This window comes from Actinomadura sp. NPDC023710 (assembly GCF_040639875.1).
Taxonomy (GTDB): domain Bacteria; phylum Actinomycetota; class Actinomycetes; order Streptosporangiales; family Streptosporangiaceae; genus Spirillospora; species Spirillospora citrea.
This window is the reverse complement of the sequence record NZ_JBFAGB010000005.1, coordinates 188,713-201,804: the sequence shown is the minus strand read 5'-3', so window position 1 is coordinate 201,804 and position 13,092 is coordinate 188,713. Positions and strand designations below refer to the sequence as shown.

General features: G+C 70.1%; 16 protein-coding genes. 12 read left to right on the top strand and 4 right to left on the bottom strand.

Annotated elements, in window-relative coordinates; translation table 11 throughout:
• Positions 1-140: 140 nt before the first annotated feature.
• The gene (locus AB0H37_RS08270; protein WP_329093850.1) at positions 141-440 is read right to left on the bottom strand and encodes a Dabb family protein; all 300 of its coding nucleotides are present in this window, start codon (positions 438-440) and stop codon (positions 141-143) included.
• A 29-nt stretch (positions 441-469) separates the two neighbouring features.
• On the bottom strand, positions 470-925 hold the full coding sequence (locus tag AB0H37_RS08265) for an NAD(P)H-dependent oxidoreductase (RefSeq protein ID WP_329093851.1): 456 nt from the start codon (positions 923-925) through the stop codon (positions 470-472).
• Between the two features lie 267 nt (positions 926-1,192).
• Here AB0H37_RS08265 and AB0H37_RS08260 point away from each other — a divergent pair, with 267 nt between their 5' ends.
• The 5 genes from AB0H37_RS08260 to AB0H37_RS08240 all read left to right on the top strand — a co-directional run bounded on the left by AB0H37_RS08260 (position 1,193) and on the right by AB0H37_RS08240 (position 6,254).
• The gene (locus AB0H37_RS08260; RefSeq protein WP_360611946.1) at positions 1,193-2,788 is read left to right on the top strand and encodes a phosphatidylglycerol lysyltransferase domain-containing protein; all 1,596 of its coding nucleotides are present in this window, start codon (positions 1,193-1,195) and stop codon (positions 2,786-2,788) included.
• 69 nt (positions 2,789-2,857) lie between these two features.
• Positions 2,858-4,030 (top strand): serine hydrolase domain-containing protein, encoded by a 1,173-nt coding sequence (locus AB0H37_RS08255; protein ID WP_360611945.1) that lies wholly within the window; start codon positions 2,858-2,860, stop codon positions 4,028-4,030.
• Between the two features lie 40 nt (positions 4,031-4,070).
• Entirely contained in the window at positions 4,071-4,766 is a 696-nt protein-coding gene (locus AB0H37_RS08250) for an endonuclease V (protein ID WP_329093858.1), read from the top strand.
• An 86-nt stretch (positions 4,767-4,852) separates the two neighbouring features.
• Complete coding sequence (locus AB0H37_RS08245; protein ID WP_360611944.1) at positions 4,853-5,422, top strand: TetR/AcrR family transcriptional regulator; 570 nt, start codon at positions 4,853-4,855, stop codon at positions 5,420-5,422.
• Between the two features lie 70 nt (positions 5,423-5,492).
• Positions 5,493-6,254, top strand: a complete 762-nt coding sequence (locus AB0H37_RS08240; protein WP_360611943.1) for a glucose 1-dehydrogenase — start codon at positions 5,493-5,495, stop codon at positions 6,252-6,254.
• A gap of 56 nt (positions 6,255-6,310) precedes the next feature.
• Here the strand turns inward: AB0H37_RS08240 and AB0H37_RS08235 are convergent, their stop codons facing one another.
• Positions 6,311-7,687, bottom strand: a complete 1,377-nt coding sequence (locus AB0H37_RS08235) for an amidase (protein ID WP_360611942.1) — start codon at positions 7,685-7,687, stop codon at positions 6,311-6,313.
• Between the two features lie 71 nt (positions 7,688-7,758).
• On the opposite strand from AB0H37_RS08235, the gene AB0H37_RS08230 reads away from it, so the two are divergent.
• The 4 genes from AB0H37_RS08230 (at position 7,759) to AB0H37_RS08215 (ending at position 10,909) form a co-directional block, all read left to right on the top strand.
• Entirely contained in the window at positions 7,759-8,319 is a 561-nt protein-coding gene (locus tag AB0H37_RS08230; protein ID WP_329093867.1) for a TetR family transcriptional regulator, read from the top strand.
• A gap of 434 nt (positions 8,320-8,753) precedes the next feature.
• Entirely contained in the window at positions 8,754-8,948 is a 195-nt protein-coding gene (locus AB0H37_RS08225) for a hypothetical protein (protein ID WP_360611941.1), read from the top strand.
• Positions 8,941-9,552 (top strand): DUF2637 domain-containing protein, encoded by a 612-nt coding sequence (locus AB0H37_RS08220; protein WP_360611940.1) that lies wholly within the window; start codon positions 8,941-8,943, stop codon positions 9,550-9,552. Before AB0H37_RS08225 ends, AB0H37_RS08220 begins: the two co-directional genes overlap by 8 nt.
• A gap of 184 nt (positions 9,553-9,736) precedes the next feature.
• A complete protein-coding gene (locus AB0H37_RS08215) occupies positions 9,737-10,909 on the top strand; it encodes a hypothetical protein (protein ID WP_360611939.1) in 1,173 nt (390 codons plus the stop codon).
• Positions 10,910-10,997: 88 nt separating this feature from the next.
• Here AB0H37_RS08215 and AB0H37_RS08210 read toward each other — a convergent pair whose 3' ends face one another.
• Entirely contained in the window at positions 10,998-11,729 is a 732-nt protein-coding gene (locus tag AB0H37_RS08210; RefSeq protein ID WP_360611938.1) for a DUF5919 domain-containing protein, read from the bottom strand.
• Positions 11,730-11,887: 158 nt separating this feature from the next.
• Between AB0H37_RS08210 and AB0H37_RS08205 the strand changes: the two genes are divergently transcribed.
• From AB0H37_RS08205 to AB0H37_RS08195, 3 genes are read left to right on the top strand one after another with little or no spacing between them, the layout of a single operon-like run.
• Positions 11,888-12,166: a hypothetical protein gene (locus tag AB0H37_RS08205; RefSeq protein WP_360611937.1), complete on the top strand. Its 279-nt coding sequence runs from the start codon at positions 11,888-11,890 to the stop codon at positions 12,164-12,166.
• Entirely contained in the window at positions 12,166-12,609 is a 444-nt protein-coding gene (locus tag AB0H37_RS08200; RefSeq protein WP_360611936.1) for a hypothetical protein, read from the top strand. Before AB0H37_RS08205 ends, AB0H37_RS08200 begins: the two co-directional genes overlap by 1 nt.
• 1 nt (position 12,610) lies before the next feature.
• A complete protein-coding gene (locus tag AB0H37_RS08195) occupies positions 12,611-13,066 on the top strand; it encodes a winged helix-turn-helix domain-containing protein (RefSeq protein WP_360611935.1) in 456 nt (151 codons plus the stop codon).
• The last annotated feature ends 26 nt before the right edge of the window (positions 13,067-13,092 follow it).

The window sequence follows — 13,092 nt, the reverse complement described above, 5'->3', positions numbered from 1 at the left end:
CGCCCGCCGGGAACGGGGCGCGATCCGTTCCCAGCGGGCGTCTCTGAGGAAACTAACCCGAAAAGTCTTCGAGCACAAGCGCTTGCTCGGTTTCAACCTCGGGGCGGCGCCTCGGCGCCGCCCCTCTCAGGCCGGTTCCGCTACAACTCGTACTGGATGGACGCGCGCTCCGCCGTGATCGGCGTGATGTACCCGTCGACCGCCGCGCGGTGGACCGGATGGTCGCGGTAGACGAGGTAGGCGTCCAGGTCGGCGAAGTCCGCGACCACCGCGAAGTCGTACGCGCCGGGGTTCACGCCGGCGTTCACCCCCACGCCGTACTCCCGGATCTCCGGGATCGCGCCGGGCAGCTCGCCGAGCTTCGCCGCGACCTCGTCCTGCTGGCTCGTCGTCGTGCCTTCGGTCCATCTGAACAGCGCTATGTGCCGGAAACCACTCATGGCGGCACGCTACAGGCGGCCCACCCGTCTCAGACGTCTCCGAGCTCCGCCGCCGTGATCGCGCCGAGTTCCCAGCACGCCTCCAGGTCGGCCTTGCCGGGTTCGCCCGTCACCACCACGGGCGGCTGGACGGCCTTCCACTTCAGCCCGGTGGTGATGGCGTCCAGGGCCCGCACGGCGCCGGTGGCGTCGTTGTTGCCGTGCAGGAAGGCGCCGAACGGGCGGCGGACCGTCTCCTCCAGGCAGGGGTAGTAGATCTGGTCGAAGAAGTGCTTCAGCGCACCGGACAGGTAGCCGAGGTTGACCGGCGAGCCCAGGAGGTAGCCGTCCGCCTCCAGGACGTCCACGGCCGTGGCGGCCAGCGCGGCGCGGGCCACGACCTCAACGCCCTGGATCTCGTCGGTCGACGCGCCGGCGCGCACCGCCTCGACCATCGCCTGGACGGACGGCGACGGCGTGTGGTGGACGAGCAGGAGCCTCTTCATCACTACGAGGCTAGCGGTGTCCCGCCCGCCCGGCCGGGTATGCCCGGAGAGGAGCGCACGGGCTGCGGGTCCGGCCGTACGCTGGGTCAAGGCCCCATAACAACGACCGATTCCGGGAATGAGTTCCGGAAGATCTTGGTTGGGGGCTCAGCGGAGGTGTGCTTCGTGCTATCGGACGAGTCTTTGCGGAGGGGCGGCCTTTCCCGTCCTCCGGCCGGAGGCGGGCCGGGTGCGGCGCCCCATGCGCGGCCCGTCTGGCCGCTGGCGGTGACCGCCGCCCTGGTCGCCACGCTGATCGCGGTGCCCGCGTTCGCGGGTTCCCCGCACTGGCTCGGCCGGCTGTCCCGGCTCGTCACCGGCAGCCCCCTGAGGCCGGAGCACGCCGTGGTGCTCGCCCTCGCGCTCGCGCTCGTCGCCCGGGGCGTGCTGCTGCGCCGCCGCACCGCCTGGTACGGGCTCGTCGCGCTCGCGCTCCTCGGGCTGCTCGCCGTCGTGTCCGGCGACGACCCGCTGTGGAGGCTCCCGCTGCTCGCCGCCGCCCTCGGCGGGCTGTGGCTGGAGCGGGGCCGGTTCTCCGTGCGCCCGCATCCCGAGCGCGTCCGCGCGGCCGTGAAGACCGGGGCGCTGCTGCTCGCCGCCGCGACCCTCTTCTCGCTGATCTTCGGCGGGGTGTCGGTCCGGTCGGTCGGCGACGTCGCCAGCGGCCTCGGCGCCACCGGCGCGCCCATGGACGGGGCGTCCTGGCTGCCGGGCGTGCTCGGCCTCGCCGGGGCCGCGGGGCTGCTCGTCCTGGTGGTCACCCTCCTCGCGCCCGACCCGGCGCCCCCGCCCGGCGACGAGGCGGAGCGCGGCCGCGTCGCGGGCCTCGTCCTGCACCCCGGCTCCGACACCCTCGCCCCGTTCGCGCTGCGCCGCGACAAGGCGTACGTGTTCAGCGCGGACGGCCGCGCCGCGATCGGCTACCGGGTCCTGTTCGGCATGGCGGTGGCGGGCGGCGACCCGGTCGGCGACCCCGCCTCGCACGCCGACGCCGTGCGGGCGTTCCTCGCGATGTGCAGGACGACGGGCTGGCGCCCGGCCGTCCTCGGCGCGAGCGACACCCTGCTCCCCGCCTGGGGGCGGTGCCGCTCGATCGGCTTCGGTGACGAGGTCGTCATCCGTCCCGCCGAGTTCACGCTGTCCGGGCGGAAGATGCGCAACGTCCGGCAGGCCGTCAAGCGCACCGAGAACTTCGGCGTCTCGTCCGAGATCCTCCCGGAACGGGAGCTCACGCCCGCCCTGCGCGAGAAGCTGCTGGGCGTCGCGTCCGGCGCCCTCGGCGGCGCGGCCGAGCGCGGCTTCTCCATGAACCTGGACGAGCTGCTCACCGGCTACCACCCGGGGGCGATCGTCGCCGTCGCCTACGGCGAGGACAAGGAGCCCATCGCGTTCCAGCGCTACGTCACCGCGGGCGAGGGCGTCAGCCTGGACGCGATGCGCCGCACCCCCGGCGGCCCCAACGGCGTCAACGAGCGCCTCATCGTCGAGATGGTCGAGTACGCCGCCGATCACGGGCACGGGCTCGTCTCGCTGAACTTCGCCGCCTTCCGCGAGCTGCTCGACGCCGACGAGCGCGGCCTGCTGGAGAAGGCCGGCTACCGGGCGCTGCACCTGCTCGACCCGTGGATCGCGGTGGAGTCGCTGTACCTGTTCGACAAGAAGTTCAGGCCGTCCTACAAGCCCCGCAGCGTGGTCTTCCGATCCTGGTTCGACATCGCGTGGCTGGCGGCGGCGCTGCTCACGCTGGAGTTCGGGCGGACGCGCCCCGCCCAGCGCGCCGCCGGCCCGATCACCGAACCCGTCCACCACCTGGGCCGCTCCTGAGGCGGGCCCCGGCTCGGCGGCACATCCTAGAACGTGATTCTATGGAGCCCCCGCCTGAGAGGACCGCGCATGAGCAGCACGGTGCAGGGCCACTGCGATCCGGCGTTCGCCCGCGTCCGCGAGGTGTTCGAGGAGCACTTCGCCGAGGGGCGCGAACTGGGCGCCGCCGTCGCCGTCTACGCGGGCGACCGCAAGGTCGTCGACCTGTGGGGCGGCGTCGCCGACCGCCGCACCGGGCGCGCGTGGCAGCCCGACACGCCCTGCTTCGGGTTCTCCTGCACCAAGGCGGTGACGGCCGCGGCGGCGCTGCTGCTCGCCGAGCGCGGCGCCTACGACGTCGACGGCCCGGTCACGGACTGGTGGCCCGAGTTCGGCGCCGCGGGCAAGGACGCCGCGACGGCCGCCCACCTGCTGTCGCACCAGGTGGGCCTGCCCGCGTTCGCGCGTCCGGTGTCGGCGGAGGAGGCCGCGGACGCCCCGGCCCGCGCGGCGGAACTGGCCGCCCAGGAGCCCGAGTGGACGCCCGGCGAGGGCCACGGCTACCACGCGCTGACCTACGGCTGGCTGGCCGGTGAGATCGTCCGCCGCCATTCCGGCGGACGGACCGTCGGCGCGTTCGTGAAGGACGCCTTCGCCCGCGACCTGGACCTGTGGGTCGGGGCCCCGGACGAGGTGATCGAGCGGGCCGCGAAGCTGTCGGCGGGCCGGCGTTCCGGCGGCGGGACCGACGCGCCGGGGACCACCGAGCGCGACGTCCTGACCCGGCTCGCGGAGGCCTACCTCGACCCGCAGAGCATGATGAACCGGTCGCTGAACAACCCGCATCCCGGCAAGGGCGGCTACAACAACCCGGTCGTGCTGCGCGCCGGATGGCCGGCCGCCGGAATGACGACCACCGCGCCCGCGCTCGCCGGCTTCTACCGCGACCTCACGGCCGGCCGGATCCTGCGGCCGGACACGCTGCGCGAGGCCGTCCGCCCGCGCGTCAGCGGCCCCGACCGCACGCTGCTCGTCCGGAGTTCCTTCGGCCTCGGATTCATGCGCCCCTCGCAGACCTTCTTCACGCCGAGGGCGGGACGGGAGTCGGCGTTCGGCCACACCGGCGCGGGCGGCTCGGTCGGGCTCGGCGACCCCGAGGCCGGGCTCGCGCTCGCCTACCTGCCGAACCTGATGGGCGACCAGGCGTCCGGCGACCTGCGCGCCTACCGGCTGACGCAGGCGGCGTACGCGTCGCTGGCGTAGGGGCGCCGCACCGTCGTGAGGGAGCGATAGCGTCCTGCCCATGGACGTGAACGATCTGCATCCCTGGCCGTCCACACCGCAGGAGGCCGAGGCGATCCAGGACCGGCTGCGTCCGATGCTCGAACTCGGCGTCCCGGGCCCTGCCGCGCCGCGCACCGTCGCGGGCCTGGACGTCTCCTATGCGGGCGACGGCGGCGGCGCGGGTGACCGGCTGGCCGCCGCCGTGGTCGTGCTGGACGCGGCGACGCTGGAGGTCGTGGAGGAGTCGGTCGCCGTGGGGACGGCCGCGTTCCCCTACGTCCCGGGCCTGTTCGCCTTCCGGGAGCTGCCCACGCTGCTCGACGCGCTCCGCGCCCTGGAGACCACGCCCGACCTGCTCGTCTGCGACGGCTTCGGGATCGCGCACCCGCGCCGCTTCGGGCTCGCGTGCCACCTCGGCGTGCTGACCGGCCTGCCGTCCGTCGGCGTCGGGAAGACCGCGTTCATCGGGACGTACGAGCAGCCGGGCCCGCGGCGCGGCGACGCGAGCCCGCTGCTGGACGGCGACGAGACCGTCGGACGGGTGCTGCGGACCCGCGACGGCGTGAAGCCGGTGTTCGTGTCCGTCGGCCACCGAACCGACCTCGACGCCGCGTGCCGCACCGTGCTCGCCCTGACGCCCGAGTACCGGCTGCCGGAGACGACGCGCAGGGCCGACCGGCTGTCGCGCGACGCACTCGCCGCGCGCTCCGGGTAGCGCATTCGCCCTGGAAGATGGCAGGCTCGTCCAAAGAAGCAGGCCGGGGGCCACATCAGGCCACCCGCGACCGCTGGACGGTGCCCATGGAGACCCGGCCGATGCGGGCCGACGCCCGCCGCAACTACGAGCGACTCGTCACGACGGCTCGCACCGCCTTCACCGAGCACGGCACGGGCGCGTCCCTCGACGAGATCGCCAAACGGGCGGGCGTCGGATCGGGAACGCTCTACCGGCACTTCCCCACCCGGGACGCGCTGCTGCACGCCGTCCTGCGCGAGCGGATCGACGGCCTGCTCGGGCACGCCGACGCGCTGCTGGCCGAACCGGACCCCGAGGCCGCGCTCGCCCGCTGGCTGCGCACCTACCTCGCGGGCGCGTCGAGCCCGCGCGGCACCTGCACCGTGATCATCGAGGTGATGGGGCCGGAGTGGGCGGCCACCGGGCTCGGCGCCGCGGCCGACGCCATCCGCGCCGCGCTCGGCCGACTGCTGGAGCGGGCGCAGCGGGCCGGGGCGGTCCGCGCCGAGATCGATCCCGGCGACCTGCTGCGGCTCGCGAACGCGATCGGCGCGGCGTCCGAGCGCACCCCCGACCCCGGCGCGTACGCCGACCGGATGCTCACGCTGCTGTTCGGCGGGCTGCGCGCCGGATAGGGGCCGCCTTGTTCTGTTGACCAAGCGTTCGCTAGGTTGGCCGGGAGGCAACGGGCGACGAGGAGCGTTGATGGGGCAGCTTGACGGCAAGGTGGCGCTGATCACCGGTGGCGCACGCGGCATGGGCAAGGCGCACGTCCGCCGGTTCCTGGACGAGGGCGCCAGAGTGGTGTTCGGCGACGTCCTGGAGGAGGAGGGCGCCAAGCTGGCGGCCGACCTCGGGGACGGCGCCCGCTTCGTCCGGATGGACGTGTCCCGCGAGGAGGACTGGCAGCGCGCCGTCCAGACCGCGACGGAGACGTTCGGGGCGCTGAACGTCCTGGTCAACAATGCCGGGATCCTCCGGCACAAGACCATCGAGAACATGGCCGTCGAGGAGTTCCGCCAGATCCTGGAGGTGAACCTGGTCGGCCAGTGGCTCGGCGTGAAGACGGTGACCGCTCCGATGCGCGCGGCCGGCGGCGGCTCGATCGTCAACGTGTCCTCGACCGAGGGCTTCATCGGCGCGGCCGGCCTCGCCGCCTACAGCGCCAGCAAGTTCGGCGTCCGCGGGCTGACCAAGTCCGCCGCCCGCGAGCTCGGCCAGTACGGCATCCGCGTGAACTCCATCCACCCTGGCGGGGTGCTGACGCCCCTGACCATGCAGGACGACATCGTCTCGGCCACGGCCGCCTCCGCCGACGCGTTCATGAAGGCGCTCCCCCTCGGCCGCATGGGCAAGGCGCAGGAGATCACCGGACTCGTCGTCTTCCTCGCCTCGGACGACTCGACCTACTGCACCGGCAGCGAGGTCCTCGTCGACGGCGGCATGCTCACGGGCGCCGGCTACTGAACGCGACGGGCCGCCGGTACCGGCTTGGACCCCCGCACCGGCGGCCCGTCACGCGTCTAAGGGCGCCGCCCCACCCATCCTTCGACCGACTCCAGCTGCGCCGCGAGCGAGATGAGCGTCGCCTCGTCGGAGTCATGACCGAGCAGCTGGGCGCCGATGGGCAGCCCGTCCCCGGTGAACCCGGCCGGGACGTTCACTCCGGGCCATCCCAGCACGTTCCACGTCCACGCGTAAGGGCACACGGCCGCGACCCCGGACTGCGTCCGCTGGTAGCCGGCCCCGTCGAAGGCCCCGACCCGCAACGGGGGCTGCGCGGTCGTGGGCGTCATCACCACGTCCGCGATCTGGAAGACGCGCCCGACCCTCCTCCTCAGATACGGGTCCAGCCGCTTGGCCAGGGGCAGCAGCCGCCTGCCGAGGACCCGCCCCAGCCGCGCTTCGGCCTCCGTCCGGGGATCGGGCCGCGGGTTCGGCAGGGAGTCCAGCCAGTCGGCGACCCCGGCCGTCCCGCGCGGGACGAGCCCGAGCGCCGCCGGCCCGTAGTCGGGATCCGCGGGGAACACCTTGTGCCCGAGGTCGGTCAGCCTCCGCGCGAGCCGCTCGACCGCCGCCCGGATCTGCGGGTCGAGCCTCCCACTGACCCCGAGGGCCGTCCGGTAGGAGACGGCGATCCGCAGGCGCCCCGGCTCCCGCCTCGCGGCCTCCGCGAACGGGGTGATCGGCGGGTCCAGCCGGTAGACGTCCTCGGCGTGGCTGCCGGTCAGCACGTCGAGCAGCAGGGCCGCGTCCCCCACGCTGCGCGCGAGCGGCCCCCACACGGTGATCCCGTTGAACGGATCTGTGTGCGGATACCCGGAGACCCGTCCGCGCTGCGGCTTGATGCCCACCAGGCCCGTCCACGCCGCAGGGATCCGGATCGACCCGGCCCCGTCCGAACCGACCGCCCCCGCGACCATGCCCGCCGCCACGGCCGCCGCCGACCCGCCCGACGACCCGCCCGGCGAGTAGTCGGGATTCCACGGGTTCCTCGCGATCCCGTACTCGCGCGACTCGCTGAACGGCCACAACCCGAGCTCGCACGTCGTCGTCTTCCCCACGATGACGGCCCCGGCCGCCCGCAGCTTGCGCACGACCTCCCCGTCCCGCGCCACCGGCCGATGGTCCCCCGCCACCGCGAAGGGCGTGGTCTCCCCCGCGATGTCCGTGTCGTCCTTGATGGCGACCGGCACCCCGAGCAGCGGCAGCCGCTCCCCCTCCGCCAGCCTCTTGTCGGCCTCCAGCGCCTCCTGCGCGGCCGCCTCGGCCCGCACCACCCGGAACGCGCCGAGCGACTCCCGCCGGCCGATGGCCTCCAGGCTCTCCTCCACCAGGTCACTCGAGGAGATCTCTCCCCTCGCCAGCGCCTCCGCCTGCCCGGCCAGCCCCAGTTCCACGCCGCCTCCAGCTATCGTTCGTTCGAACGAACGATACTGAACACACCCGTTGTGGGGAAGACTGTGCACCGATGAGCGCCCGTGACCGGATCCTCCACGCCACCCTCCGCCTGATCGGCGAGCAGGGCATCGGCGCCGTGACCAACCGCGCCGTCGCCCGTGCGGCCGGCGTCTCCCTCGGCTCCCTGACCTACCACTTCCCCAGCCAGGAGGACCTGCTGCGCGAGGCGCTGCACGCCTTCGTCGAGCAGGAGATCGCCCGCATCACGACCTACGTCACGTCCCTCGCCGAGTCCGGCATGGCGCCCGTCCAGGCCGCCGACCAGGTCGAGAAGGCCGTCGTCGAGTTCGCCTACGGCCCCGAGCAGATCGCGAACCTCGAACTGCACCTGCACGCCGCCCGCGACCCCGCCCTCCGCGAGACCTCCACGCGCTCCATCGAGGCCTACGACCGCCTGGCCACCGCCATCCTCAAGGCCCTCGACATCCCGGACGCCGAACACCACGCCCCCGCGATCGTCGCGATGCTCTACGGCCTGGCCCTCCGCCGCCTCGCAACGGGAGACACCACCGCCACGGGCACCGCCGACGCCTTCCGCCTGCTCCTCCTCGGCGCCCTCCCCCGCCCCTGAAAAGGCTTCTGGCCCGCACGGCCCCAGAGCGGGGTTACGGGGCCATGCGGGCCAGGAGTCTGTCTCAATCAGGAACCTCAGTCGGAACCTCAGCCGACGATCGCTCTGCTCTCCGCCTGTGCACCTCCGCCGTGTCTCCGATCTGACACCCGCAACGCTAAGCCGCCCCACCCCCCAACAGAACGCCTTTAAGCCTCACTTAGGGAAGGGCTGAGTCAGCCTTATTCGCGCCCCGTCCGGCACCGTCCGGGGAAGTCGGCCAGAGAGCCGCTCACCTGCAAAAACAAGGGAAGGAGCCCACGGGACCAGTCCGGGCCCGTCCAGCACCGTCGAACCAAACCGACTGACGCTGGCTCCCCGGATTGGCTCCCGTGGCTCCCCCTCTCAGCAGGGAGGAGGCCACCCCCATGGCCCTAGAAATCACCGCAACCACGATGACCGCCACAGCAGACGGCAAGGTCATCGCCACCGCCACACGCACCGACTGCGGATGGCACGTCACCACGTGCCCACGCCCTCTCGACCGCAACGCAGCAATCACGGCCCTCATGCTCGCCGAACGCCTCATCACCCACGGCGAGGACGACCCGTGCGCCCAGGAGTGGCGAAGGGAGCTGGGCCGTGACTGACCGCCTCATCCGCATCACAACCGCGCTCGCCGTGGTGGCGGTAGCCACCGTGGCAGCCGTCATCTCCTACCGTCACGCGTACGAACTGGTCCACTCGCACGGCGAGTCCGGCCGAACCGCACGCCTCGTCCCGTTCACAGTGGACGGCCTCATCTGGGCAGCCTCCATGGTGATCCTGGACGCCAGCCGCCGGAAACACCCCGCACCACCGCTGGCCAAGTGGAGCCTCGCCGTGGGCATCGTGGCCACGGTAGGCGCCAACGTGGCGCACGGCGCGACCAACGGCCCCATAGGCGCGATAGTCAGCGCCTGGCCGGCCCTCGCCCTCGTAGGCAGCTTCGAACTCCTCATGACCCTCACGCGCAACGCGGTGAGCCACGCCGTACCGGTGCCGGGCGAGCGAGGTGCCACTGTGGAACAGCCCGAGCCACCCGACACCAAACCGGAGCAAGCCGCCGAAGAGGCGGTACTTGCCGAGTACCTGGCAAGCCTGGACGGCCCCGGCCGTCCCGTCTCGCAGCGCCACCTAGCCGAGAAGTACGGCATCGACCGCCGTAAGGTCAAACAGATCATCACCAACGCGGAGCACCTCGTACCAGCGTGAGCCACAAAGCCCCTGTCTCGTCCCACCCGGACGGGGTGGGGGCTCTCGCATGTCAGCAGCTGCCACGGGTGGAAGACCCGTCAGGACCCCAATCGGAGATCCACAAAGAAACGCAATCTAGTTAGCTTGCAGTCGTGACGATCACCCGTGTACCGATTGCATCACGAGTGGTAAAATTCTGGACATGCCGGCCGCGCTTTTGATGAGAGAACAGGTCCGAGACAACAACGTAGCTCTCGCAGCGTTGTTCTTTGATCGGGTGCATATCGTAGTTCCAGGTAGAATGGACTGGCCACTTCTGAGCGCGCAACCCCCTACTCCCTTTATGCGCGATCTCGAAAGTTTCGATATAGTCAAGATTCATACGCTTGATCGTGACCATACAGAGATCACGGGGGCTAGGCTAATCGAATCCATTGAGGATCTTCGCGATCAACTTCGCGAACGCTATGCTTTTGACGGTGAAGCCTGGCCCAAGAGTGGAGAAAGAGCCTACACCGTAACTGCCCCTTGGTATTCCACGACGCTCAAAGCCGCGCTTCTCGAGCACGGGCTAGCTTTCCAAAAGACTAACACCTATCAACAATATGATTACTTGCGAATACCATCGCCGGTGGGTCGGATCTATTTTAGCGCGCTGGTTGAGCATCTGGCCTCAAACTTCGCGTCATCACCGACCGGAAACAAGGATCACTGGATCCTTGGGGCGGGCTCGTGGGACAAGCAGGAAGTACGCGAGATCTTGCGCTCTATGCTCCAACCTCCCACCGTTCCCGTTATCCCACGCAACGAACAATCAGGTGTGACTGCGACTGGAATGTACGGAATGCTGGCAGTCCAGATGGCAATTCCAAAGCACCCCGCCCTTCTATCGCCGAAGTTTATTGCAGATTTTCGCAACCAACAACGTGGCGCGCTTACCACACTGCAAGAGTATCTAACGAAAGCATGCGGGCCCGATGGGGAAATAGTCAAGACTTCAAGCCTTCTCGCAAGCAGGAGCGATATTCGAGAGCTGTTGCTAATCGATTATCAGCGGCATTTGATGCCTGCGCTATCAGAGTTGAAACGGGAACTACGTTCCTCTCGAGTGGACTTGATCTTGGATTCAATCTCCCTGAAAGCCGCCCTGCCACCCTCCATCGCAGCGACGCTATCCCTTATACTCAGCCAAGGTCCGGTTATGACCGGGCTAGGGCTTGGAGGTGGCCTCGCCCTGAGTGTCGCCGAAAGCTGGCGAAAGCACTTCCAGGCAAAGACCCGCATCAAGAAGGACTCGCCGGTTCATTATCTACTGTCACTGCATAGAGACAGCCGCCGGGAAATCGGTAGATCACATCGGCAAGACATTGATTAAGCTAGCTGCGATGATACCAAAAAGATAGACGGGACACTAGCATTAGCCGTCTTCAAGGCTCATCACCCGCAAGCAGCAGCCATTCCGTCTAGGCAACCGGCTTACCTCCGCCCCAAACACGTTCGAAACTCTCGAGATATGTGCTTGCCATGTCCCCGTCTTCCGCGCGCCGCAGGTGGAGCACCGGCGCATGGGACGCGGCGATGCCGTAGGCGTGCGGGTTGATCAGAAGATCGTCATCCGCGCGGTAGATCGAGTTGTAAAGCACGGTGTCGTGGAGTCGGATCTCAACGCCGTCTACCTCACCGAGTGCACGGTAGTGGAAGAGGGCGTTCCGGATCTTTGCCGCCATAGACTCGCCTACCCCCTCATCGCTCCCGCGTTCCGCCACGCACGTTCCGTCCGGCTCTCCGAGCAGGATCCGCACGCGGACACCGCCACGCGCTCTCTCGGCGAGCGCGCGCAAGATGCCCGCGTCCTCGGCGAGGAAAAGTCCCGCGTAGGCCAGGACGCCGATCTCGTCGCGCGCGGCCCGGAAGAGCTGATGCCACACCGGACGAGGCACGGCCCAACGGTGCGGGTAGGTCGCCAAGACGTCGATCGCCGGCGGATCTGCCCTGACGTTCGCCATGGCGAGGTGTGGCCACAGGTCGGCCTCGTCCCGCCCGACCAGTGACGCGACCCGCGTCCGGTGGCGCGGGTAGGGCACGCGCCCCGCGACCCACCGCTGGACGGTCTTGGGGTCCACACGCAACCGCGCCGCAACGTCGGCTTCGGTCAGGTGCGCGTCGGCAAGGGCACGCCGCAACAAGTCGTTCACCGGGCCTCCCGCGATGCAACTGAGAACGACGCTAACAGAAGACGTCCCTAGACGTCCCTAGATGCCGATAGAGAGGTCCCGCCCCGGACGGAAGGCTCAGGACACAGGCGAACACGCCACCTCGTACCAACGAACCCGCAAGACGAGGAGCCCACCCCATGTCCACCGAACAGCCCCCTCAGACCAATCCCGACCCCTTTAAAGCCGGAACAGAGGCGGCAGAGAGGGCGCTCGCCGACTTGCGCCGGGACTTCACCGGTTACCGCATATGGCGCGCCACCCGGTGGGACGGACGTCTCGGAGACTGGGTGGCGAGCTTGCACGACCCACGCGCCGGTGTGGATCCAACGGTGATCGCATCGAACCCCGCCGCGTTGCGTGAGGCCCTCGTGCACGAGGGCGAGCGCGCCAGGAACGCGCGCCCAAGGACCCGGTGATGGCACGGGAGCGAGCCCCGCAGCTGTCACTGGAGGAGGCCGTGATGGGGAGCACGGCCTCTTGGGGTGGGGAGGAGGTGGCGCGGTTGGTGCTGCTTCCCCCGAACGCACCGACCGCGCTCCCTCCGCCCACCTACAGCGGTCCATGGCGCGCACGCTGGCACCTCACGCGGCTCGCCCTCGTCCTGCGCTGTGACGGCTGGACGACCCAACTCCGCACCGAGACTCCCCGCACCCTCCTACGCGTCTACTCCAAAGACGCGCCCACCATCGGCGAGAGCATCTCCGTGGCCTGGGGCAACGGCACCTGGTGGTACCTCTCCAGCACCGGCCTATGGCTCACGCCGTGCAAACGCCTCTGCCTCGCCGCAGACAAGCTGAACATCCTGCTCCAACCCTGGGTTGCGGCGGCATTCGAACCCCTGAGAGACGAGCAACTCTGACATGACCCGCCGCACGGCATGGGGCACCTACGTGTACATCACCCGCGTGCTACGGCACCGCCTCACCGACGGCACCTACACCCCCGGCACCCGTCTACCGAGCGAGGCCGCCCTCTGCGCCGAGTTCAGCGTCGCCCGCAACACCGTGCGGCGGGCCCTGTCAGCCCTCCAAGCCGAAGGACTCCTCACCGTCCGCCCTGGCGTGGGCCGATTCGCCCATGACCCCGACGCCCGACCGCGCACGCGTACAGAGCACATCGCTGCAAAGCTGCGCCACCAGATCGAGAGCGGACGTTTCCAAGCGGGCGATGCGCTCCCCAGCGAGAAGGAACTCGCCCGACGCCACGGCGTATCCCGCTCCACCGCCCGCACGGCCCTGATCACTCTGGAAGCCGCCGGCCTGGTCGCCTGCGTCCACGGCAAAGGACGCTACGTCAGCCAAGACGTCCCCACATGAGCCGCACACGCCCGTGGATGTCCATC

Excerpts from the sequence above, each read along its gene's own strand:
- AB0H37_RS08205 (WP_360611937.1), top strand. The coding sequence starts at position 11,888 with ATGTCCACCGAACAGCCCCCTCAGACCAATCCCGACCCCTTTAAAGCC.
- AB0H37_RS08245 (WP_360611944.1), top strand. The coding sequence starts at position 4,853 with ATGGAGACCCGGCCGATGCGGGCCGACGCCCGCCGCAACTACGAGCGA.
- AB0H37_RS08265 (WP_329093851.1), bottom strand. The coding sequence starts at position 925 with ATGAAGAGGCTCCTGCTCGTCCACCACACGCCGTCGCCGTCCGTCCAG.
- AB0H37_RS08200 (WP_360611936.1), top strand. The coding sequence starts at position 12,166 with ATGGCACGGGAGCGAGCCCCGCAGCTGTCACTGGAGGAGGCCGTGATG.
- AB0H37_RS08230 (WP_329093867.1), top strand. The coding sequence starts at position 7,759 with ATGAGCGCCCGTGACCGGATCCTCCACGCCACCCTCCGCCTGATCGGC.
- AB0H37_RS08270 (WP_329093850.1), bottom strand. The coding sequence starts at position 440 with ATGAGTGGTTTCCGGCACATAGCGCTGTTCAGATGGACCGAAGGCACG.
- AB0H37_RS08255 (WP_360611945.1), top strand. The coding sequence starts at position 2,858 with ATGAGCAGCACGGTGCAGGGCCACTGCGATCCGGCGTTCGCCCGCGTC.
- AB0H37_RS08250 (WP_329093858.1), top strand. The coding sequence starts at position 4,071 with ATGGACGTGAACGATCTGCATCCCTGGCCGTCCACACCGCAGGAGGCC.
- AB0H37_RS08240 (WP_360611943.1), top strand. The coding sequence starts at position 5,493 with ATGGGGCAGCTTGACGGCAAGGTGGCGCTGATCACCGGTGGCGCACGC.
- AB0H37_RS08225 (WP_360611941.1), top strand. The coding sequence starts at position 8,754 with ATGACCGCCACAGCAGACGGCAAGGTCATCGCCACCGCCACACGCACC.
- AB0H37_RS08215 (WP_360611939.1), top strand. The coding sequence starts at position 9,737 with ATGCCGGCCGCGCTTTTGATGAGAGAACAGGTCCGAGACAACAACGTA.
- AB0H37_RS08195 (WP_360611935.1), top strand. The coding sequence starts at position 12,611 with ATGACCCGCCGCACGGCATGGGGCACCTACGTGTACATCACCCGCGTG.